The organism is Sorangiineae bacterium MSr11367 (genome assembly GCA_037157805.1).
Taxonomy (GTDB): Bacteria; Myxococcota_A; Polyangia; order Polyangiales; family Polyangiaceae; genus Pendulispora; species Pendulispora rubella.
In genome coordinates, this window is the sequence record CP089983.1 from 10,226,427 (window position 1) to 10,249,015 (window position 22,589).

Sequence of the window (22,589 nt, forward strand, 5' to 3'; positions counted from 1 at the left end):
CTTCACAACGCGCCTTCTTCGAAGTGCGCGACGGTGGGATCGGCTGCGATCGCCGCGGCAATTTCGCGGACGGTCGGGCCGGTGAACAAGCGCCGTTGAGGCAACTGAATGGAGTGACGCTGCCGCAGCGCTTCGAGGAAACGCGTGGCCAGCAGACTGTCGCCCCCCAATTCGAAAAAGCTCTGGAGCGGCCCCACGGAGCGCCCTCCGAACAACTCGCTCCAGAGGGCCGCAATCGAGTGTTCCCAATCGCCGCGCAGCGGCTCGGAGGGCGCGTCCGGCGCGCCAGCCAGGCCGGCGAGCTGCTCGAGGACCTGCGCACGATTCACTTTGCCATTGGCCGTGAGCGAAACGCGGTCGATGCGCTGAATGCGCGCGGGAATCATGTGCGAGGGAAGCTTGCCCTCGAGGACCGCGCGCAACGCCTGCTCGGAGACGTCGTTCGCGAGCACGACGACGGCCAGCAGGCGCCCATCGTGGGCGGCCACGATGGCCTCGCGAACCTCGGAATGCGACTTCAGCGCCGCCTCGATCTCGCCGAGTTCGATGCGATGCCCGCGGATCTTCACTTGATGGTCGGTGCGGCCGAGGAACTCCAGGGTGCCGTCGGGCCAGTAGCGACCCCGATCGCCGGTGCGGTACCAGCGTGCGCCTCCATGCTCCACGAATTTGCGCGCGGTCAACTCCGGCGAGCTGCGATAGCCGCGCGCCACGCCGGCCCCACCGATCCAGAGCTCGCCCGGGACCCAGTCGGGGCAGTCGCGTCCGTGCGCGTCCACCACGCGGAAGCTCTGGTTGCCAAGGGGGCGGCCGTACGGGATGGACTGCCACCCGGCGGGCACCCGTTCGACCTCGACGAAGTTCGACCAAATCGCCGCTTCGGTGGCGCCGCCCATCGCCACGAAGCGACAGCCGGATCGCACGACCTGCAACCGCGACGGCAAGGTGAGACCGACCCAATCGCCGGACACGAGGACCAGGCGCAAGGCCAGCGAGGCCTGATGGGCCACGAGCAGGAGCATGTCCAACAACGTGGGCACGCTGTTCCACACGGTGACGCGGTGCTGGGCGGCCAGCTCGTGCCAGCGCCGCGGATCGCGGCGGTGCTCTTCGTCGAGGAGCACCAGCGCGCCGCCCACCGAGAGCAGACCGAAGATGTCGAACACCGAGAGGTCGAAGTCCAAGGCCGACACGGCGAGCACGCGGTCGCTCGCGCCCACGTCGAAGCGCCGCTGAATGTCGACAATCGTATTGTGCGCCGCGCGGTGCGAGATCTCCACGCCCTTTGGCTCGCCGGTCGAGCCCGAGGTGAAGATGACGTAGGCCGTGCCTTCGGGATCGCCCACGACGGGTTCCCGCGCCGGGTCGAAGGACCGCGCCTCCCGGATCGAATCGGTGATCGAACAGCGCACACCCGCCTGTCGCAGCATCGCTTCACGGCGCGCGATGGGCTGATCGAGCGCAATCGGAACGTACCCGGCGCCGGCAGCCAGTACGCCCAGCACGGCGGCGATCTGCTCGGGTCCTCGCGGCACGCTGACCGCGACCAGATCGCCCGGCTCGACGCCGCGATGCTTCAGCATGGCGGCCACCCGCAAGGCCTGTTCGGCGAGCGCGCCGTAGCTTTGCGCCTGCGCATCGTCCCAATGCAGGGCCGTGCGCGTGGGCTGCTCGCGGGCGATGCGGAAGAACGCCTCGTGCAGCGTCCGCTGGGGATACGCACACGCGGTTGCATTGACGTCGTCGCGAACGCGTCGATGGGCATCGGGAAGCGCGTCGGGCAGAGGCTGCGTCCATGCGTGGGCCGCGAGCCACCGCAGCGCGCGCAGGTACGCCTCGAACATGTCGGCGACCATGCCCTCGGGAAAAAGGCCTTCGACCACGTCCCAATTCAGCGCGATGCCACCGTCCGACTCGACGACTTGGTGGTCCAGCCACACCTGCGGCGTCTGCGTGAGGCCCCAGACGGGCCTGCTGAAAGGCCCGCTCGCCGGCGCCGACGTACCACCCGGAACGCCAAGCGCGCTGGTGAAGATCACCGGCATCGAAAGATCTGGCCTCCCGGCAGCCCGCGCCATTTCGCGCACCAAGGAGATGCTCGACACCTCGCGATGGTCGAGGGCCTGGCCGAGCTCCCCTTGCATGCGCCGCGCACGAGCGGCATGGCTCTCGCCGGCCGTGGGTCGATATCCAACCAGGCTGAGGGACGTAAAGTCCCCCATCACGCGATGGATATCCGGGTGCACCTCGCGCCGATCGAACAAGGTTACGTTGATCGTCAGATCGGGATGGCTGCTCCAGCGGCTCAAGACGTCCGCGAACGTGGTGAGCAGCACCGTCGATGCCGTCACGCCGCACGTGCTGGCGTGTCCGAGGATGCGCGTCCAATCGCCGGCGTCGATGCGCCCCTCGAAGCGGATGAAATGCGGGCGCCCTATTTCGGTGGGGCTCTTCGCGAGCGGGAGCTGCGGCGCGAGCGGGAGCGTCGGAAGCTTTCGTTCCCAAAACGCCCGCGCGGCCGTCCTTGCCCGAGGGTCCGCGGGCAGGCCAACGACGTAGTCGCGAAACGAGAGTTCGATCGGCGGCAGACGCGCATCCGGCGTTCGATAAAGCGTATTCAGCTCTGCATAAAAGGTGAGGATGCTGAGCGCGTCGACCACCAGATTGTCGAGGCTCACCCCGAGACGCGTCCGCGTGCCCGAGCGCACGCCGCGCATCGCGAAGAGCGGCCATCGGGCCGGATCGTAGCATCGGTGCCCAAGCTCGTTTCGAAGCTCGGCGTGTGCGCGCTCGGGGTCTTCGCCGGCCTCGACGACCTCGATGGCGAAGGGCGGCACCTCGAGCAAAATGCGCTGCTCGCCATTCTCGTCGAACACGGCACGCAGCATTTCGTGCCGCTGGACGAGGGCATCCACCGCCGCAGCCAAGCGCGGGACATCGAGGTCGTCGATGTCGTATTCGCGATAGAAGTGACAGCCCACGCCGCCGAGCGTGAAGTTCGGATTGCGGCCCAGCCAATAGGCGCGCTGCACCTCGGTCGGTGGGAATGGCTCGTGGCGACGGCTCGGATCCACAGTCAACGTCGGTGCGGCCAGCGCCCCCTCGCCGAGGCGCAAGGTCGCGGCAAAGTCCGACAGGATCGGGCGCGCGAACAACTCCGAGAGCTTCACGTCGCATAGGCCATGATCGAGCAGGCGACGCACCAGACGTGTGGCCACCAGGGAGTCGCCGCCCGCAGCGAAGAAATTATCCTCGCGGCCCGGTGCCACCACACCGAGCGCCTCGGACCAGGCGAGAGCGACCCTCTGCTCGATCTCGCCGACCGGTGCGCTCGCACCTCGATTGTCGCCGGGGGCGAGCGACGCCACCCAGCGCTCCAGTTGCTTGCGGTCGACCTTCCCGTTGGCCGTCAGAGGCAGCTCGGTACAGTGCACCAGTTGCTCGGGCAACATGAACGCCGGCAATCGCTCCGCCAGGAACGCGCGAACCGATGCAACGTCGACCGGCGACGGGCCCACGACCACGGCCGCCAGGGCATGTTTTCCGAGCAGCACGATGGCGCGCTCGATGCCGGGGAAGCTGCGCAGCGCAGCCTCCACCTCGCCGAGCTCGATGCGGTGCCCGCGCAGCTTCACTTGGAAGTCGGCGCGGCCGAGGAACTCCACATCGCCACCGGCCACGTACCGCGCGCGGTCGCCCGTGCGGTACCACCGCGTTCCCTGTTCGGATACGAACTTTTCGGCGCTCCGCGCCGGGTCGCCGCGGTAGCCGAGGGCAACGCCGTCGCCGCCGATCCAGAGTTCACCGGCGACGAAATCCGGACAGTCGCGACCCAAGCCGTCGACCACGCGAAGCTGCACATTGTCGAGCGGCTTGCCATACGGGATCGACGTCCAGTGCGCCGGCATCCGGGCAACGTCGGTCACCTCGCAAAGGGTGGAATGGATCGCGGTCTCGGTCGTGCCGCCCAGGGCGAGGAAACGACAGTGCGGCGACCAGGCGGACAGGCGGCGTGGAAGGTCCGTGCCCACCCAATCGCCGCCCGTCAGCACGGCGCGCAAGGTCGGCAGGGCCTCACCGCCGGACGCGGTGAGCGTCATGTCGAGCAGGGCCGGAACGCAATTGAGCACGGTGACGCCATGCCGTTTGGCGCGATCGAGCCACGCGTACGCGTCACGGCGTTCGCGTTCCTCGATGCAGACGATGGCACCGCCCGCGGTGAGCGGCGCGAACATGTCGTACACGGAGAGGTCGAACTCCAGGGCTGACAAGGCGAGGGTTCGATCCGCTGCACCCAATGCGAGACGACGATTCAGGTCCTCGATCGTGTTCATCGCGGCCGCGTGATGAAGCTCGACCCCCTTGGGCTCTCCCGTCGAACCCGATGTGAACAGGACGTACGCCCGCGCGGCATCGCTCCCCGAGAGCGGCGCGGGGAGCGTTGGCCCCTCGCCCGGCAGCGCGTGGCCCAAGGCCAGGCTATCGCGCTCCAGCACGTACGCGACCTGCGCCGCGCGGTAAATGCGCTCGCGGCGCAGCGCGGGTTGATCGATCGCCACCGGCACGTAGGCCGCCCCCGCCGCCAGCACCCCCAAGACCGCGACGATCTGCTCGTGGCCCTTCGGCAGATGCACGGCCACGGCGTCCCCGGCCGCAACGCCGTGCGCCTGCAGGTGCGCGGCGACGCGCAAAGCTCGGTGACGAAGCTCGCCGTACGACATCGCGCCGTCCTCGCCCCAGACGAGCGCGATGGCCTCGGGATCACGCTCGGCCCGCTCGAAAAAGCCATCGTGGAGGCGTTTGCCGCTGCGGGGCTTCGCTGTGTCGTTGGCCGCGCGGCGCGTTTGCATTTGCTCCGCCGGCAGCAGCGCGGGAACGGGCTCGTCCCATGCACCGCACTCACCGAGGAGGCGCTCGAGCAGCTGGCCGTGGGCCTCGAACAGCGCATCCAGCACGCCCGGCGCGAAGGCACTCTCGCGGGCGTCGACATTGACCAGCCAGCCGCCATCGAGCTCGGTGACCTGCGCATCCAGCCAGACCTGCGGGCCTTGCGAGATGATCCACGACGCCGTTCCAAAGCGCTCCTTCACGGAGGCGGGAAACAGCTCCCCCAGGCCGAGGGCGCTCGTGTACACCACGGGCGCGAGCACCTGCTCGGCGCGCGCGCGGGACAGATCGCGCAGCACCTCGACCCCGGAATAGCCAACGTGCTCCGCATCCTCGTGAAACCGCGATTGCAGGCGCTTGGCCCGCTCCGCGAAGGAGCCCGGCGTTTCGCCGTCCCACGCCAAGAGAATCGACGAGGTGAAGTCACCGACGATCAAGCCGACGTCCGGGTGGAGCGGCTCGCGGTCGAACACCGGCAGGTTGAGCAGAAATCGCGGCGCATCGCTCCACGCGCCGAGCGCCTCCGCGAACACGGCCGCCATGGCCATGGCCGGCGTGAGACCGTGACGCCTCGCCCGCGCCTCGAATTCGCGCGCGCGCTCCGGCGGCAGCCAGCGGTGGCGACGCACGACGGTGGTGACGTCGGCGACCTGCACCGCGGCCGGAAGTTGGGGCGCGGAGGGAAGCTGCTCCAGGCGCGCACGCCAGTACGCCTGGTCGCCCGCGCGCGTCCGCTGCGCATGCGCGCGAAGGTACCGCGGGTAGCTGTAGCCGATGGCCGGCAACGGCGGCTCGTTGCCATCGTACAGGTGCGCCAAGTCGCCCAAGAGCACGCGCAGGCTCAGGGCGTCGGCGGCCACCATGTCGAGGTTCACGTGCAACCGCGTGCGCCCTTCTGGAAGCAGCGACAATTGCACGTCGAACACTTCGCCCCGCTCGAGGTCCATCTGCCGATGTGAGAGCTGCCGCCGCAAGAGCGCGAGCGCCTCCCGTGCCTCGTCCTCGGTGCGCGTGCGAAGGTCGTGCACCTCGAGGCCGGGCCACACGTCACCCTCGACGATGCGCTGCAGTCCATCGCAGCCAATCCGGACGCGGAGCATGCCGTGGCGCTGCATCAGCGCACGAACGGCGCGTTCCAACCGCGCGGGGTCGACGTTCTCGCCGTCGAACTCGTTGTAGAAGTGCGCCGCGACGCCGCCCAGCTTTTGGCCCTGCTCGCGGCCCACCCAATAGGCGTGCTGCATCAGGGCCAGCTCGAACGGCGCGCGTTCGTCCACGGCGATGGGGTCCGCGTGCGACGACGCCTCCGACGAAGCGCGCGGCGCGGGCTTCTCCAGCAAGGCCCTCCACGCGGACACCACCGGGTTCGCCGCCAGCTCGGCAAAGGCCACCGTGATGCCCTGACGCCGCCATTGCCCGGCCAGGCGCATCATGGCAATCGAGTCCAGGCCCAGCTCGATGAGGTTGCTCGCATCGTCGATGGACTCCGCGGGCACACCGAGCACGCGGGCGATCGTGCCCCGCACATCCAGGAAACTATCGTGACTCGGCATGGCGGACTCGCGCGGTCGAAGGGTTACGAGGCACCAGGTCACGCGCGACGCATAGAAGCTTCTCGCTCGTTTCCTCGAACTCGCGATCGGGGGTCGATTGCGCGACGATTCCGGCGCCCGCCTGCAACCACGCGTCGCCGCCGTACTGAAACACCGTGCGCAAAATCAGGGCGGCGTCCATGGCGCCGTCGTCGTCGATGAACATCATCGCACCCGCGTAAAGGCCGCGCCGGTGCGGCTCGTGGTTGCGGATCCACTCGAGCGCTTCGCGCTTCGGCACGCCCGACGCCGTCACGCCGGGAAACAGCGCCTGAAACGCGTTCCACGCACTCTTGTTCTCGTCGAGGGTGCCCGACAACCGCGAGGCAAGGTGCTGCACGGTACCGCGCGGCGAGACGGACATGAAATCCGTTACGGCCACGCTGCCGGCGGTACAGACGTGCGCAAGCTCCTCGAAGGCCAGGCGCACGGAGAGGGCATGTTCGGCGAGCTCTTTGGTGTCGCGAAGGAGCTCGGACCGCAAACCGTGATTCTCGGCATCGTTTTCCACCAGCGCGCGCGTCCCCGCCAGGGGTTGCGTGGTGACGGTTCCATCGGAGCTCACCTCGAGCACCGTTTCGGGGCTGAATCCGGCGAACTGCAGGTCACCGCGTTTCACCAGAAACGAGCGCGCCGGATTGTTGCGCCGGCGGCCCGCCACGTACGACGCCACCAGATCGATGGGACAGGCGATGGGAACGCGGCGCGACGCGATGACTTTGTCCAAACCATGCGCGGCGATGTCCTGCGTGGCCAATGCGACGAGCTGCTTGTACTTGGCGCTGCCCGTCCCCAAATCGACGATGTCCCCCGTCGCCCGGGGCGGCATTTCGGCACCCGCGCCATCGCGCACGGCGGCGGCATCGAGCCGGTTCACCAGGCCGACGAGCCGCTCCACCTCCGCGAGGGTGAGCGCGCGAACCAGCGCCGTCCCCTCGCGAAGGCGGATTTCGCTCTCCGGCACGCAAAGATGCAAAAGCGATTCCTTGGCCGGGTTGCCGGAAAGGCCATGGTAGCGATACGCGAGTTCGAACGACGCCGTTCCGTAGGCGCGGAAACCGCGCAACGGGACGCTCGCGATCGCGTTGTCGAGCATCGATGCCAAATCGACGCCTTCGATGCGCTGGGCACCCGCCGCGCTCGACACGAGCACGTCGTCGCGATCGACGACGATTTCGTAGGCTGCGCCCAACGCCGCACTCCATTCTCCATGGCGCTCGTAAAGCGCATACGTCGTGTGTGCGGCCGACGCGATGAGCGCCGCCGCCAATTCGAGCGGATCCGCGTGAACGGTCACGCGTCGCTCGACGTACGTCGGCCTATCGGACATACCGTCCTCAGCGTACTGTCGATATTTCATGTTCCACTCTGGGAATATTGATGAATGAATGAACTTCAGTGAACGCGTCGCGCGGTCCACGCGGCCGCAGCCGCGTACCAGACCCCTGCACGACGGTGCAGATTGAGCGAATGCCCCATCTGCGGAATGCCCAGTACCTCGACACGGGCCTCGTGCGCGTAAAATGCTTTTTCCCGTTCGAGGGCGCCCGTTTCCGAGCACGACGGGGGGCTGCAATACGTCGTATCTTCGTCCCCCACCGCGACCAACACGGGCACGCGGATGGACGCCGTGGCCGCCGCCCCCGCGGCAGCATCCGAAAATTGAGTCGCGCTGACCGTCGATTTGAGGCGTTCGTCCGCTTCGATGACGGCAGGATCGGCGGATTCGGAACGATAAAAGAGCGGTCCCCGCTGACCGGGAACGGTGGTCACGTATCCCGCGGGTGCGGCCGGCTGCAATTGGCCGTAGAGCGCAAGGTTGTCGGGCCCCTGGTTGTGGAGAATCCCAGAGAAGATCACGCCGTCTACGTCTTGATAGGTCGCAGCTTCGACGGCGGCAACCGCGGCGCCGAGCGAATGGCCCACCAAAACGATGCGATCGGGCCGGAGTGAGCCCGCGCGCATCGTCTGAATGATTTGATGTACGGCGTACGCGTTGGCCGCGGTGGTGACTCGCTCGGCCGGTGGGCGGTCGCTTTCGCCGGTGCCGAGGCCGTCCAGGGCGAGGGTGGCAAAACCCGCGGCGGTTTGCGCGGCCACATACGAATACCGCGGATGGGCGTACGGGAAATCCCAATACTCCTTCGTATACGTGGCACCGTGAACGAGGACCTGCAAGGTGCGCGGCGCGACAGGGCCTCGCGCACACAGCGAGCCCACCATGCGGTGCGGCTCCGTGGCGTCGGGCTGCAATTTCACGTCGAAAATCACGCGTTCACACGTCGGCGGACAGGCTGCGCCTCGAGCCTCCTGCCCCTGCGCGGACACGGCACACAGGATTCCCATCGACAAAGTCGTTGCGAAGCATCGTCTCGACATAAGTCCCATGAAAGAACCGTTAGCAACCACGCAGCACAGATGTAAATGCAATTAACATGTATTTTCAACAACGCCAGACACAGGCAACGGTTTCGCAGATGCAGAAGTGTAGCGAGCGTTGTTGAAAATGCAATTCTATTGCTCATTCAATGTGGTTGCTGATAGATGCGCTAGCGAGTGGTAGCTCGTACAATGATGAGACTTGTCTTCTGTGCTGCCCTGGTGGCAGCGAGCGCGTGCCTCGTGGAGGGTGTCGCACGCGCACAGGATCCCCCGCCATCGGAGCCCCCGCGTCAGGCCGACGAGGTGCTGCCGCCGGTGCTCGCCTCGTCCATCGAGGCCACGTATCCGCCCGAGGCGCTCGCGCAGCGCTTGGAGGCCACCGTCGTACTGCGCCTTACCGTCGATGCCGTTGGACATGTTTCGGCGGCGGAGCCGGTGCAGCCCGCCGGGCACGGTTTCGACGAAGCTGCGCGCGAGGCGGCGTTGCATTTCTCGTTCTCACCGGCCCAGAGGAACGGCAGGGCCGTTGCGGCGCGTATTCTCTATTCGTACGAGTTTCGTCTTCCTGCGCTCCCCCACCCCAACCCTCCCCCGGGGGGGGAGGGAGCCGGGACGTCCGTCTCTCCACCGGGAGCCGGGACGTCTGTCTCTCCACCGGGAGCCGGGGGCACCGCCGCAGGGGGGACGGACGTTTCGGCTCCCTCCCCCTCCGGGGGAGGGTTGGGGTGGGGGAGTCCAACGCCCACCGACGTCACGGTGAAAGGCAAATCCGAGGCGGATCGCCTCCGCGGGTCGGCGGAGGCGGTGGCGGTCGTCGAGATGGATCGCGCCAAGCGCGAATCGGCGGACTTGGGCGAGGTGCTCGCCCGCACACAAGGCGTCGGCGTGCGGCGCGAAGGCGGTCTCGGCTCCAGCACGCGCTTCTCGCTCAATGGGCTGACCGATGACCAGGTCCGCTTCTTCCTCGACGGCGTTCCCCTCGAACTCGCGGGCTACCCCTTTGGCATCGCCAACGTGCCGGTGAACCTCCTCAACCGGGTCGAAGTCTACAGCGGCGTCGTGCCCGTGCGCTTGGGCGCCGATGCGTTGGGCGGCGCCGTCAACCTGGTCACCGATCGCGACATCCGCGGCACGCACGCGGGAGCCTCATACGAAGTCGGCTCCTTCGACACGCATCGATTGACCCTCGGCGGGAGGCACTTGGACGAGGGAAGCGGCCTGTTCGCACGGGCCAACGCCTTCGTCGATTATGCCAAGAACGATTACCCCGTCGACGTCGACGTCGCCGACACGCGCGGCGTGATCACGCCCACACGCATCTACCGCTTTCACGATCGCTACCGCGCCGAGGGCGGCAACGTGGAGGTGGGCTTCGTCGATCGGCCTTGGGCGAAGCGTTTGCTGCTGCGCGCCTTCGTGACCGACTTCGACAAGGAGTACCAGCACAACGTCGTGATGACCGTGCCCTACGGCGGCGTGAGCTACGGCGAAACCTCCATGGGCGCGAGCTTGCGGTACACGCAGCCGCTCGGCCACGGCGTATCCATGGACGTCGTGGGCGGATACACGCGCACGCGCGGGCATTTCCTGGACACCGCGATATGCACGTACGACTGGTTCGGCCGCTGCACCGACCCGCGCCTCCGCCCGGGAGAGTCGGATCCGCTGCGCGCGCACGACGACGTCCTCTTCGACGACACCGGCTTCGCCCGCCTCAACGTCGAGTGGCGACTTCACCCAGCCCACGTCCTGCGGCTGTCCGCAGCCCCCACGTACCTGGTGCGAACGGGCCGCTCTCAATTCCCCAGCAATGCCCAGGACCGCGATCCGCTGTCGTCCGAACGCAAGCTGTTCACCTTGGTGAACGGCCTCGAATACGAGGCCAACTTCTTCGAAGGACGTCTGCAAAACATCGCATTTGCCAAAGACTACGTGCAGAGCCTCCAGGGCGAGGAGCCGCTCCCGGGCAACGTTTTCCAGCGGCGCGATCGCGACACCCATCGATTCGGGGCGGGAAATGGAATCCGTTATCGCTTTTCACCTTGGCTTTACGCCAAAGCATCCTACGAATACGCCACACGCCTTCCCCGGGCCGACGAAGTATTCGGCAACAATGCCCTCATCATCCCCAATCTGAGCCTCGAGCCCGAGGCCAGCCACAACGGCAACCTCGGACTCACGTTCGACGCGCGCCAGACCCCGTCCGGCAACTGGCGGGCGACGGCCAATGCCTTCCTGCGCGAGGCACGAAACCTCATCAGCCTCTTTGGCGACGCGCGCGCGCAAAGCTACCAAAACGTCTACGACGGGCGCTCGCTCGGGGTGGAAGGCTCCGCCGGTTGGACGTCGCCGGGGGAGTACGTCGTACTCGATGGCAACGTCACGTACGTCGATTTCCGAAACCGCTCGCACCAGGGCACGTTCGGCGACTTCGAAGGAGATCGCATTCCCAATCGACCTTACCTCTTCGGCAACGGCTCCGTACGACTGCAGATGCGCCAGGCGTTCGCCGCGCAGGACGAAATCTCCCTCACGTGGAACAGCCGGTACGTGCACTCGTTTTTTCGCACGTGGGAGAGCCTCGGTCAGACGGAATTCAAGAAAGAGATCCCGTCCCAATTCGTGCACTCCGTGGCCCTCGGCTACGTCGCCCGCAAGGATGCGACGAGCTTTGGGATGACCGTGGAGGTTCAGAACCTCACCGATGAAGCGGTCTTCGACTTTTTCGGTGTGCAACGCCCTGGCAGGGCCTTTTACGTCAAAACGTCGGCTGATTTTTGAGGAGAAGCATCACCATGACGACTCGCCGAAACCAACGTATCGCTTTTTGGATCGCCGCCTGTTTCTTGGGTGTGGCGGGATGCAGCAGCGACGATTCGACGTCGAACACGCCCCCGCCCACGAGCAGCGGTCCCGCGTACGCCGTGACGGGGCGCGTGTACAGTCCCGACTTTACGCAGGTCACCTCGCTGCTCTGGCTGGTGAGCGACATCAACGGGGGCGAGGCCAAGCTGGATCAAGCCATCGAGCTTCCGGGCGGTGCCTCGATTTGGGGTGTCCCGCAGACGGGGGTCTTTTACGTCGTCAGCTCCGAGCAGCTCACCGTATCGAAATACGGATTGAACGGCGGACGCCCGGAAGTCCAAGGGAAACTCGGATTGGGCGGCGTGGGCATTTCGGCCCTTCTGGGCGAGAATATGCTCTTCGACGGGCCCAACAAGGGATACCTCTTCGACCCCAAATCGGGGCAAGCCCTCGAACTCGACCTCGCCGCCATGCAGATCGTCCGGCGCATCAGCCTCGCCGAGGTCTTGATCGCCGGCTCCGAGAATACATTTCTCGCGCAGAACGGCTTTCGCAAATTCGGAAACCGGTACGTTACCGCCGTCTATGGCACGAGCGCCAATTACGATCAGGTGGCGCCCGAATCGAAGATTCTCTTCTTCGATACGTCGAACGGCACCATGGCCGTCAAAAAGGCCCCCTGCGGGGGATTGCTCTACACGGCGAGCGCGCCCAACGGGGACGTGTACTTTGCATCCGATCCGTACGTCGCCTCCGTGCATCTGATTTCGCCGAGCCATTCGCCCGCCCCCTGTTTGGCACGCCTGGCCGCCGGGCAAGACACGCTGGATCCGACCGTCGTCACGCTCAACGACGTCACCGGGGCGCCGAGCGGCGGGCTGATTCCCGGCTCGAACGGCGAGGCCTACGTACGCGTTCTGGATCGCACGCTCTATGCGCCGGCGCCCGGGGCGACGTACAACCAGGCCTTTTCGGCCACGGCGTGGCAAACGTGGCGCATCACCTTGGACAATACGAAACCCGCCGAGCGCACCGACGCCGCGCCGCTCGCCGGCGGCATCACCGTCTTCGAGGTGGACGGCCAGGCCTACGAGAATGTCTCGACGGCCAACTTCGCCACCACCACCCTGCGGCGCAGGACAGGCGACGGCGCACCGGCCCAGGGTCTCGTGATGCCCGGGGTTACCTGGGGCATCGTTCGCATCCGCTGATTCCATTGACGAGGTTTGCCATGTCGCAATCGAACGGTTTACTCGTGCGAGGATTGAAGAAGACCTACACCAATGGTCTTCGGGCGCTGGATGGCGTGGAGCTCGAGGTGGGCCCAGGTCTCTATGGCCTTTTGGGGCCGAATGGCGCGGGCAAAAGTACGCTGATGCGCACGTTGGCGACCTTGCAAACGCCGGATGCAGGGACCATCCATTTCAACGGGCTGGACGTCATCGCCTCACCCGACGGACTGCGGCGCCGCCTCGGGTATCTTCCGCAGCAGATCGGTGCGTACCCGGGTGTGACGGCGCGGTCGCTGCTCGAACGGTTTGCTTGGTTGAAGGGGCGCACGGACCGACGCGAGCGCGAAGCGGAGATGGCCATGCTGCTCGAGCGGGTCAACTTGACCGACGCGGCGCACCGCGAGGTGGCGACGTATTCCGGCGGGATGCTGCGTCGGTTCGGGATCGCATTGGCCCTTTTGGGCTCGCCCGAGTTGCTCATCGTGGACGAGCCGACGGCAGGCCTCGATCCGGCCGAGCGCAATCGATTCCACCGCGTGCTGGCCGACGTTGCGGCGGAGGCGGTGGTGCTCTTGTCGACGCACATCGTGGACGACATCGAGAGCCTCTGCGGCCGGCTCTCCATCCTCGATCGCGGGCGCGTGGTCGCAAGCGGAACGCCAGCGGAGTTGATTCGGCCGCTGGAAGGCCGCACCTGGAGCCGCATCTACCCGCGAACGGAGCGCGCCCCCGAGGACGTGCTCAACGTGTCGGCATCGCCGGAGGGCACGCGCGCCATCGTGATCGGCGACGCACCACCCGGCGAGGGTTACGTGCCGCATGCGCCCCGGCTCGACGATGCGTACCACCACGTGCTCGCGCAAGCGCAGCTGGCAAAAGAGGCCGCATGAGCATCATGCGCATTTACGCGATGGAAGCGTGGCACGAGCTTCGGGCGGGCCTGCGAACCTCGCTGGTCCCGCTCATGTTCGTGGGGCTGGTGGGTTACCTCTTCATGATGCTCCTCAACGCGGAGTACCTCCGTCAGATGGGCGGCGCCGACGTGGCGCGCAACAGCCCGCACGTGATCTTCCAGATGACGTCGGGGCAGTCGTTCTGGCTGGTCTTCGCGTGGGCGTGGGTGTTCGCGCAGGTCGTGACGCGCGACCGCACCGCAAGCCTCCACGAGCTCGTGCTCACCGCGCCCGTTTCTCTGCGCGGGCTTTTGCTTTCGCGGTATGCCGGCGCGCTCGGGCTGGCGGTCATCCTCGGCTCGTCGAGCTCCATCGGGTTTCTGCTCGTTCCGGGTTTGGCCAAACTGGGCGCCTTCCCGCCCGAGGCCGTCGGGCCAACGCCGTATGCGGCCATCACGTGGGCGTGGATTCTCTTCGTGGTGCCGTCGGCGCTCGGACTGGGGGCGCTGTATCTCGCCGCAGCCTTGCGAACGCGAAGCAGCGCGGGGCCGTTTGCCGTGGCCGCCGTGGTCATTTTGGTCTGGATGATCGCGATGGTCGTGCTTCGCGGCGGCAGCGTCCACGCGGACATCGCCACGGTGCTCGACGTGAGTGGCTTTGGAGAAGCGGAAGCCCAGACGAAGCGATGGACTCCGCACGAGAAGGCCACGGCACAATTGGCGCTGAGTGCACCGCTGCTGCTCAATCGCCTGCTCTGGACGGCGATCCCTGCTGCGATTTTGGGCTGGGCGATCCATCGGCAACGGCGTGAGGCACTCGTTCTGGAGCGGGCGATCCCGCAAAAGAGCCATGCCCCTCCGAAAAAACGTATTTCGACGAAGAGCGGTATTCTAAAAAGCGCCACCCTCTCCGAGGCTCGTTGGCATTTGATGCAGGCGACCAAAGGATGGGCCTTTCGCGTGGCCATCGGACTCTGGACGTTGATGAACGTGGCCGGCGCCTTTTATCACATGGTGGGCCACGCCGACGGGCCGTTCGTCCCACGTGCTGCGATCCTCGCGCCGTTCCTGCTTCGCCTTTCTTACGTCTTTTCCTTGTTTACCGTGGCAGGCTTCGTGGGCGCGCTCGTCCGACGCGACGATCGGGCCGGCTTCGACGAGATGATCGACGCCACCCCCGCGCCACTCGGCACGCGCGTTCTTGGGCGGGCGCTGGCGGCCCTCGGCCTGACCTTCGTCCTGGCGCTACTGCCGACCCTGTCGAACTGGATCGTGGTCGGGCTCACCGTTCCCTCGACCTTCGAGCCTTGGACGGCGTTGCTCGTGAATGCGCTGGTGGCCGCCCCCCCGCTCCTGGAGCTCGGCGCGCTGACGTTCCTGGTGCACGCGCTCGTGCGTTCGTCGGGCACCGCCTATGCGCTGTCGATGTTGGTCGCGTTCATTGCGCTGCTGAATCACGAATTGGACATCGTTTCCTATCCCGTCGCGCAGGTGGGCGTGCCCGTTCACATTGCGCTGTCCGAGTTTTCCGGCTGGAGCCCGTGGCTCGGCCCCGTGTTGCAAATGGCCTGTCTCAAGATGAGCGTCGTGGCCTTCACCATCGCGCTCGCCTGGTTGGCGCACGCCCGAGGCACGGCGATCACCTGGCTCGCACGATGGCGCGACGCCGCGCGGAGGCTCCGGCAGGGCGCGGGGCTGCTCGGCATGGCGAGCTTCGCCGCGTTCGTGGTGTGTACCGTACTCCTGCGCGATCGGATCGTCGTGCAATCGGGCTTCGCCTCGAAGACCGAGCAAAATGCCTCCGATGCCGCGTGGGAAAAAAGCTTCTGGGCGGAGGCGTCGCCCTTTTCCGTGGAGGGAGGACGGGTCGAGGCGACCATCCATCCATCGGAGCGTTCGGCCCGTATCACCTGGCAACTTCGCGGCGTGCGCACGGCACGTGCGAAGCTCCATGGAGCGCTGCGCACGGGCATGCGGATCGAGGAGGCCCGCGTGGACGGTAGCCCGCGCGACGTCGTCGAGCAGGAGGAGCACTTCATGCTCGACCTGGGCAGCTGCCCGGACCGTGGGTGCAATGTCCAGTTGAACATCACCGTCGCCGCCCCCGGCTGGTTCGAGGAGAACGAGGCACCCTGGCTGGACGGCTCGGGCGTTTGGGCACGCGCTGCCGACCTGCTTCCGCGCCTGGGGATCGACGGCGAGCGCGCCCTGCGTTCGCCCTCGATGCGACGAAATCTCGGGCTGCCGGAGCAGCCTTCCCCCATCGACGCGAAGGCCCTCGTGCCGATGGCGGGTGTGGCGCCCGCAGGGGATTGGCACTGGTCGGTGTCGTTCTCCGAGCAGGATGCGGCCGACGTGAAGGGCGCAAACTCGACGACGACCCAAGGCGATACGCATCAAGGCCTCGACTTTGCCGTCGCTTGGCTGCCCGAAGGGGCGGCGCTGCACGAACGGCACGAGGATGGACTCATGGTGTGGCACGGCGCCACGCACGTCGACACGGCGCGCGAAGTCCTCGACGACGTCCGCCGCATGCGCGAATGCATTGGAACGCACCTCGGCACCGCCCCGGAGGTGACCAGCATCGTGCAGGCGCCGCGCGAGCGCGGAAAGCTCGAGGTGCACGGCGCGATGGTGTGGCTGCCCGAGAGCGAAGGTTGGGACATCGCATCCTCGGGCGTCGGGCGCTCCACCCGACGCGCGGCACTGGCCCAGGCCCTCGCTGCACGTTGGCTCGCCGATCGCGCCGATGCTCGGGCAGAACCCGGCGCGCGATGGCTGCTCGACGGCGTCGCTGGATGGCTCGGGCTCGAGTGCGTCCGAGCCGCCGACGGCGTGGATCCATGGCTCGCCCTTCTCGCCCGTCGCAGCGACCGCGTCGCCGATTCACTGGGCGCGCTGGACGCACCGCTTTCGAGCCTTGCCCGCGATGGCGATGCCAAATGGGTCCCTTCGTACGCGCCGCTGGAGACCCTGGCGTGGGCGCAGTCCGTCGGCCCCGCGGAGGCCGTGCGCGCCGCCACACGCGTGGCCGATAGGGTGCGCCTCGGCGACACCGTGCAAACGGCGCTCGAGAAGGTCGTCGGTCCCGAGACGAGCCGCGCGCTTCTGGGCCCGCCCGCCGCATCGGAGCTCACCGTCACCCCCAGCGAAACGGGCGGCCCGCAGGCACGAGGCCAACGCTTCCACTGGGAAAAGGATGGCTGGCAGCCCGACGCCAAGACGTTCGATGCGCTGCAACGCTTCGACGACGACGCGACGCCCACGCGCCGGACACAGCTCCCCGCCACCTTCGATCCGCAGACGCCCTTCGTCGTCTTCGATGCGCGCCCCTCCTTCGAGCGCTCGCCACGGGATAACGCCTGGCGAGCGGGCGCGCGTTGATCTAGCGCAACGTCACGTGCGTCTGACGCCACTCGGTGAAGACCGTCGAATCGGCCTTCGGTCTTCGTGAGGCGGGAAACGGCCAGACGCGGTTCGTGAGCAGGATGTCTTCGTTCGCGTGGATGCCGACGATGGTCGGCCGAAGCGTCGCGACCTCTGGGGCAAACAGCGGATCATCGATGAGATCGTTCTCTTCGCGGGGATCCTGCGCGAGATCGTAGAGGTGCTCTTGCTCCGCCGATTCGTGCACGGTCAATTTGAATGGCCACCGCACGGCCGCCAGCTGCACACCGTCGTACGGCTGCACGAGCGGGACGGGGGGCCGGGCCGCGTCCCCCGACACGAGCGATTGCCCCATGAAGGGCGTCGCCGTGCGGATGTCGAGCAGGTCGAGGATCGTTGGCGCGAGATCGATCTGCGAGGCCGCGCGATCGGTGACCACCTGCGGCGGCACGTGGCCCTTCCAGCGAAGGGAAAAGCCGATATGAAATGTCTCTTCGAACGAGCCAATCCCATTGAAGTGGATGCCATGTTCGTCCGCCGGAAAGCTGTGATCGCCGACGAGAATGACGATGGCGTCTCGGAATGCAGGCCTTCGATCAAGCTCCGTGAAGAACGTCGCCAACCACCTATCGGACGCGGTGAGCGACGCGGTGTAGTTCCGTTGGTACTTCGTGGATTGGCCGTCGTACTCGGGATCGGGGACGTGATTCGGATTCTTGTCGAATGGATAGTGGTGCGACGCATTCGCCAGCACGGCGAACTGAGGCCTGCCCGGTTCGCGCGCCATCGTCGCATCGAGCCCCGCGAAAAAACGCTGGTAGAAGACGTCGTCCTGAACCCCCACGCCCCAGACCGAGCTTTCCGGCGTTTCGGGGCGCTTCTGCGCAAAGCGGATATCGTCGAAGCCAATGCGGGCGAGAAACTTGTCGGCGGAATCGAAATCCGGCTCGTCACTCGCAGAGTGGAACGAGGTGGCATAACCTTGCTCGCCCAACACCTCCGGCAGACAACGCACGCGCGTGTTCGGGATGTCGACGAACTCCTTCGCATGGATCATCGGGATGAGCGAGCAAAGCGTCGCAAAGTGACCGCGACTGCTTTGCACGGAGTTGCCGTAGAAATGATCGAAGGTCAGTCCCTCGCGCCGGCGTGCGTCGAAGGTGGGGGTGAACGGATGACCGTCGGGACGCGTCTTATCGGAATAGTGCCCGCTCCACGACTCGAGGAAGAGGAGGATGACGTGGGGCCGAGGGGCATCGGCGCTGGCGAGCATGCGCGCTGCCGTGGGTACGGACTCGTGCACCAGGGGGAATTCCGCCCCGTGAATGCTCGCCGCGGCGGCGCGCTTCACGGCGTGGAAGCGGAACGCCGAGACGACGAAATCCGTCAGCGACTCGTGCGTGCGAATGCGCGCCACGGGCACGCCGACCAGGACGAGAACGCACACGCCCATCGCGAGGCGGCGTGACCGCTCCGTTCCGCGCCATCGCGGGGCGGGCCAGCGTACGATCGCGCCAATGAGGGCCAGCGGGAGGGCGAAGAGAACGACGACTTCCCATAGGTGCACGTTCGAGAGAACGATGCGGCGCCCGAGGGGAGTCGCGATCTCCCGAAGATTCGCGCGCACGAAGCCGTAGTCGAAGGAGCCGGTCGTTTCGAACCGCGCGAAGTTGGCCGCGACGAACAAGGAGAACACCACCGCCGTGGCGCGCGTTGCCCGGCGGGGCGTCCGTATGGCCAGGAGAATCAGCCCGAAAAGGGCCAACACCGTGGCATACGTCAGCAAAACGCGGATTGCTTCGCCATGGCGCGCAACGTCATAGCCATCACTCGCGGCGAGCGCGATGAGGAACACCGTTTGAACGAACGCGGAAATCCAAAGGCTCGTTGGGATTGAACGTACCCAAGCGCCGATGGGGCCAGCTGGGGCGCCAAACATCGATGCAATCGATATAACGAGGAGTCCAGATTGTGTCAACGACGCAACATTCGCGTGGCGGTTCGTGGACATATCGACGTCCACCAACGCGATGTCTGGCGACATGCGTGGGTGCCCCACCGACAGAATCCATCCTTGGAAAACTTCATTTGGATTCGAGAGAAGAAGCTTCCCTCACCGACGCGGGCTACAGCGCCATGGCGACATGCAGCACGTCCCACGCCAGGGTGGCGCATGCCACCCGCACGGGAAAGCGCGCGACGTCCCGAAAGACGGCCAACTCGCCCGGCTCTCCCAGCTCGCTCTCCACGCCATCGCGGACGAGCGCGGCGAATCGTTCGTGCAAGTCCGACACGCGGGTGCGCGATAGCCCCTTCACGGCCTCCGTCATGACCGAGGCCGAGGCCATGCTGATGGCGCAGCCGCTTCCCTGAAAAGCGATGTCGCGGAGAACGTCGTCTTCGACGGCGACGGCAAGAACGATGCGGTCGCCGCACGTGACGTTGCGAAGCTCGGCGGAGAGGATCCCCTCGCCGGTGAGCGCGCGGAAGTTCCGCGGGGCGCGGCTATGTTCGAGGATGGTGCGCTTGTAGAGATCGCGAACGGAGCCCATTTGCCCTAGAACACCGAGAAGAAATCGCGGGCACCGCGCAGGGCCTCGGCCAGTGCGTCGATGTCGCGGTGCGTGTTGTAGATGCCGAAGGATACGCGGGTGAGCGCCGTGTGGCCGAGCTGCTCGAGAAGCGGCTGCGCACAATGGTGGCCGGCGCGAACCGCAATCCCTTCGCCATCGAGGAAGGTGGCCAAGTCGTGCGGGTGAACGTCCTCGATCGCGAACGCGAGCAGCGGGATGCGCGTGGACGGCGAGCCCGCGATCTCCAAACCGGGAATCTGCTCCAAGGTCGAAACGGCATATTCGAGCAAATCACGCTCGTGCGCTTCGCGGGCCGCGGCATCGAGCCCCCGGAGGTACCGTACGGCCGCGCCGAGGCCGATGGCCCCCTCGATGTTCGGCGTGCCCGCCTCGAAGCGGTGGGGCGGCGGGCGGTACGAGGCGCCGTCGAACGCCACCTCGGCCACCATGTCGCCGCCGACTTGGTACGGCTCCATGTCGGCGAGGAGCGCGGCGCGCCCCCAGAGGACACCGATGCCGCTCGGGCCGTAGAGTTTGTGCCCGCTCACGGCGTAAAAGTCGCAATCGAGCTCCTTCACGTCGATGCGCACGTGGGGGGCCGCCTGCGCACCGTCGACGACGAGGACGGCGCCCTGGGCGTGGGCGAGGCGCGCCATGTCCCGAATGGGAAGCACCGTACCGAGCACGTTCGAGGCATGCGAAACGGCAACGACGCGCGTGCGCGCCGTGAGGCGCGAGGCGAAGGCCTCTAGGGACACATCGCCCGAGGGCTCGATGGGCGCGACGTCGAGAAAGGCGCCGGTACGCCGTGCCACGACCTGCCACGGCACGAGGTTCGCGTGATGTTCCAGGGCGGTCACCAAAATGCGATCGCCCGGGCCGAGCCGGGGAAACGCCCACGACGCGGCCACCAGGTTGAGCGCCTCGGTCGCGCCGCGAACGAAGACGACTTCCTCCGGGGAACGCGCACCGAGAAAGCTGCCGAGCGCCGCACGCGCGCCCTCGTACGCGGCACTCGCGCGCTGCGAAAGCTGGTGAAGCCCGCGGTGCACGTTCGCGCAATCGCGCGCGTACACCTGGGTGACCGCGTCGATGACCGCGCGCGGCTTGAGCGCCGTGGCCGCCGTATCCAAGTAGACCAGCGGCTTCTCGTTCACCTGTTGCTCGAGGGCGGGAAAGTCGCGCCCAACGGCAAAGGACCGCGCGCGGCGCAGATCCTCGGCGGTGTCGACATCGACCTCCCCGCCGACGAGCGGTACCACACGGACGCGCGCCGCATGCCGCTCGAGGACGTGCTTGCCTCCCTGTTGGTCCTCCAGGCCGGCGAGCTCCTCGCGAAAGCTGCCCGCGAAGAGGGCCGGCACACCCGCCGTATCCGCGTAGCCGCTGGCCACGATGGCCGCCCCCTCGCGAAAGGCCGCGATCATCCGATTCACGTGCGCCGTCGTCACGCGCAGCTGATCGCACACGACGAAGAGAACGCCGTCCTCGACGGGGGCACCACGCAGCGCGTGCACGCCGCACCGGATCGAAGACCCCATGCCGCGTTGCCAGGCTGCGTTGTGCACCGTCCGCACGTCGAGACCCGCGAGCTCCGCCGCCATGGCCGCCTCGTGGGCACCGAGCACCACCGTGACGGAGGCGGCCTCCGAAGCGCGCGCCATCTGCACGGCACGGCGAAGCAGGCTCACGCCCTCCGCACCGATTTGGACCAGTTGCTTGGGGTGCCCGAGCCGGCTCGAACCGCCCGCCGCCAGAATTACGGTGTGCACGCTTCGGACTTCATGCATCGCGGTCATGGATGGGACCTCCGCGGTGGCGCAGCGAACCGCCGGACCGCCCGTGCAGCACGGCGTGAATCTCGGCGATGATGGACAGCGCAATGGCCTCCGGTGTCCCGGCGCCCACGTCGAGCCCTGCGGGGCTGTGCAGGTTCTCGAGAACCGGCTCGGCGAGCTCCTCGAAGAGCGCACGCGCCCGATCGCGCGGACCGAGCAAGCCCACGTACGGCAGCTGCCGCCCGGCAAGGCCGCGCAGAATTTCTGCATCGGCCCGGTAGTGGTGCGTCATCACCAGCGCCGCGGTCGTTCGAGCTTCCGCCGCCGCGCGCGCCAGCCCCGCGACCGGGACGAGATGCCGCTCGTCGCAGGTGGAAAAGCCATCGTTCGCCAGCGCACTCTCCCGATGATCCCAAAGCGCCACCCACCAGCCCAACGCCTTGGCCCGGTGCACCACCGGAACGGCGTCAGGCCCGGCCCCAAAAATGGCCAGCGACATGCGCGGCGCAAGGTATTCGACGAAATAGCGTTTCCCATCGAGGGCGACGATTCGCGACTTGCCCGCTCGCAACACTTCGGTGCATTCGCGTTCGAGGGCGGTGGCCGGCCGGGCCTCGTCCAGCGCCGTAACCACGACCCCCGGCGACGGAGGCCGTTGATTCCAAAAGGCCCTCAGGCGCTCCAGCGGATTCGCCGGATCGTGCGGATCGATGGGCTCGATCACAATGGTCAATTTGCCTTTGCAGCCAAGCCCGAGGCCAAAATCGATATCGTCCTCGTCGCGCAAGTCGTACACGACGAGCCGCCGTGGGGCATCGACGGACAATGCGCGCGCATGCTCCGCGAGATCTTTCTCCAGGCAGCCGCCGCTCACCAGACCGACCACGCCCCCCCGCGGCGTGATGAATGCGCGCGCCCCCGGCCGCATGTACGTGGAGCCTTCCACCTCGACCAACGTGGCCAGCCATCCCACCTCGCCGGCCCGGCGCGCCGCGGCATAAGCATCGAGAATGGACGAGAGATCGATCACCCTATCACCTTAACAAATGCAACCTCCCACG

11 protein-coding genes are annotated in these 22,589 nt (G+C 66.9%); 4 read left to right on the plus strand and 7 right to left on the minus strand.

The genetic code is table 11. The features are described from left to right. Positions 1-2: 2 nt before the first annotated feature. The 3 genes from LVJ94_39390 to LVJ94_39400 form a co-directional block, all read right to left on the minus strand. Positions 3-6,440 (minus strand): amino acid adenylation domain-containing protein, encoded by a 6,438-nt coding sequence (locus LVJ94_39390; protein ID WXB02960.1) that lies wholly within the window; start codon positions 6,438-6,440, stop codon positions 3-5. Then, entirely contained in the window at positions 6,424-7,809 is a 1,386-nt protein-coding gene (locus tag LVJ94_39395; protein ID WXB02961.1) for a salicylate synthase, read from the minus strand. The genes LVJ94_39390 and LVJ94_39395 overlap by 17 nt, the downstream gene beginning before the upstream one ends. A 65-nt stretch (positions 7,810-7,874) precedes the next feature. Next, positions 7,875-8,825, minus strand: coding sequence for an alpha/beta hydrolase (locus LVJ94_39400; GenBank protein ID WXB02962.1), 951 nt, complete (start codon positions 8,823-8,825; stop codon positions 7,875-7,877). Positions 8,826-9,050: 225 nt separating this feature from the next. Here LVJ94_39400 and mxcH point away from each other — a divergent pair, with 225 nt between their 5' ends. From mxcH to LVJ94_39420, 4 genes are read left to right on the plus strand one after another with little or no spacing between them, the layout of a single operon-like run. Further along, on the plus strand, positions 9,051-11,642 hold the full coding sequence (gene mxcH / locus LVJ94_39405) for a TonB-dependent siderophore myxochelin receptor MxcH (protein ID WXB02963.1): 2,592 nt from the start codon (positions 9,051-9,053) through the stop codon (positions 11,640-11,642). A gap of 14 nt (positions 11,643-11,656) precedes the next feature. Next, positions 11,657-12,877, plus strand: a complete 1,221-nt coding sequence (locus tag LVJ94_39410; GenBank protein WXB02964.1) for a hypothetical protein — start codon at positions 11,657-11,659, stop codon at positions 12,875-12,877. Between the two features lie 20 nt (positions 12,878-12,897). Then, positions 12,898-13,788: an ABC transporter ATP-binding protein gene (locus tag LVJ94_39415; protein ID WXB02965.1), complete on the plus strand. Its 891-nt coding sequence runs from the start codon at positions 12,898-12,900 to the stop codon at positions 13,786-13,788. Continuing rightward, on the plus strand, positions 13,785-17,174 hold the full coding sequence (locus LVJ94_39420) for a hypothetical protein (GenBank protein ID WXB02966.1): 3,390 nt from the start codon (positions 13,785-13,787) through the stop codon (positions 17,172-17,174). Before LVJ94_39415 ends, LVJ94_39420 begins: the two co-directional genes overlap by 4 nt. A 1-nt stretch (position 17,175) precedes the next feature. Here LVJ94_39420 and LVJ94_39425 read toward each other — a convergent pair whose 3' ends face one another. From LVJ94_39425 to LVJ94_39440, 4 genes are all read right to left on the minus strand, one after another. After that, positions 17,176-19,032, minus strand: a complete 1,857-nt coding sequence (locus tag LVJ94_39425; GenBank protein WXB02967.1) for a sulfatase-like hydrolase/transferase — start codon at positions 19,030-19,032, stop codon at positions 17,176-17,178. Between the two features lie 271 nt (positions 19,033-19,303). Then, on the minus strand, positions 19,304-19,729 hold the full coding sequence (locus LVJ94_39430) for an SUF system NifU family Fe-S cluster assembly protein (protein WXB02968.1): 426 nt from the start codon (positions 19,727-19,729) through the stop codon (positions 19,304-19,306). A gap of 5 nt (positions 19,730-19,734) precedes the next feature. After that, positions 19,735-21,522 carry a SufS family cysteine desulfurase gene (locus tag LVJ94_39435; protein WXB02969.1) on the minus strand — a complete coding sequence of 596 codons (1,788 nt, stop codon included), beginning with the start codon at positions 21,520-21,522 and terminating at the stop codon, positions 19,735-19,737. 10 nt (positions 21,523-21,532) lie between these two features. After that, positions 21,533-22,558 carry an XdhC family protein gene (locus tag LVJ94_39440; GenBank protein ID WXB02970.1) on the minus strand — a complete coding sequence of 342 codons (1,026 nt, stop codon included), beginning with the start codon at positions 22,556-22,558 and terminating at the stop codon, positions 21,533-21,535. Positions 22,559-22,589 lie beyond the last annotated feature (31 nt).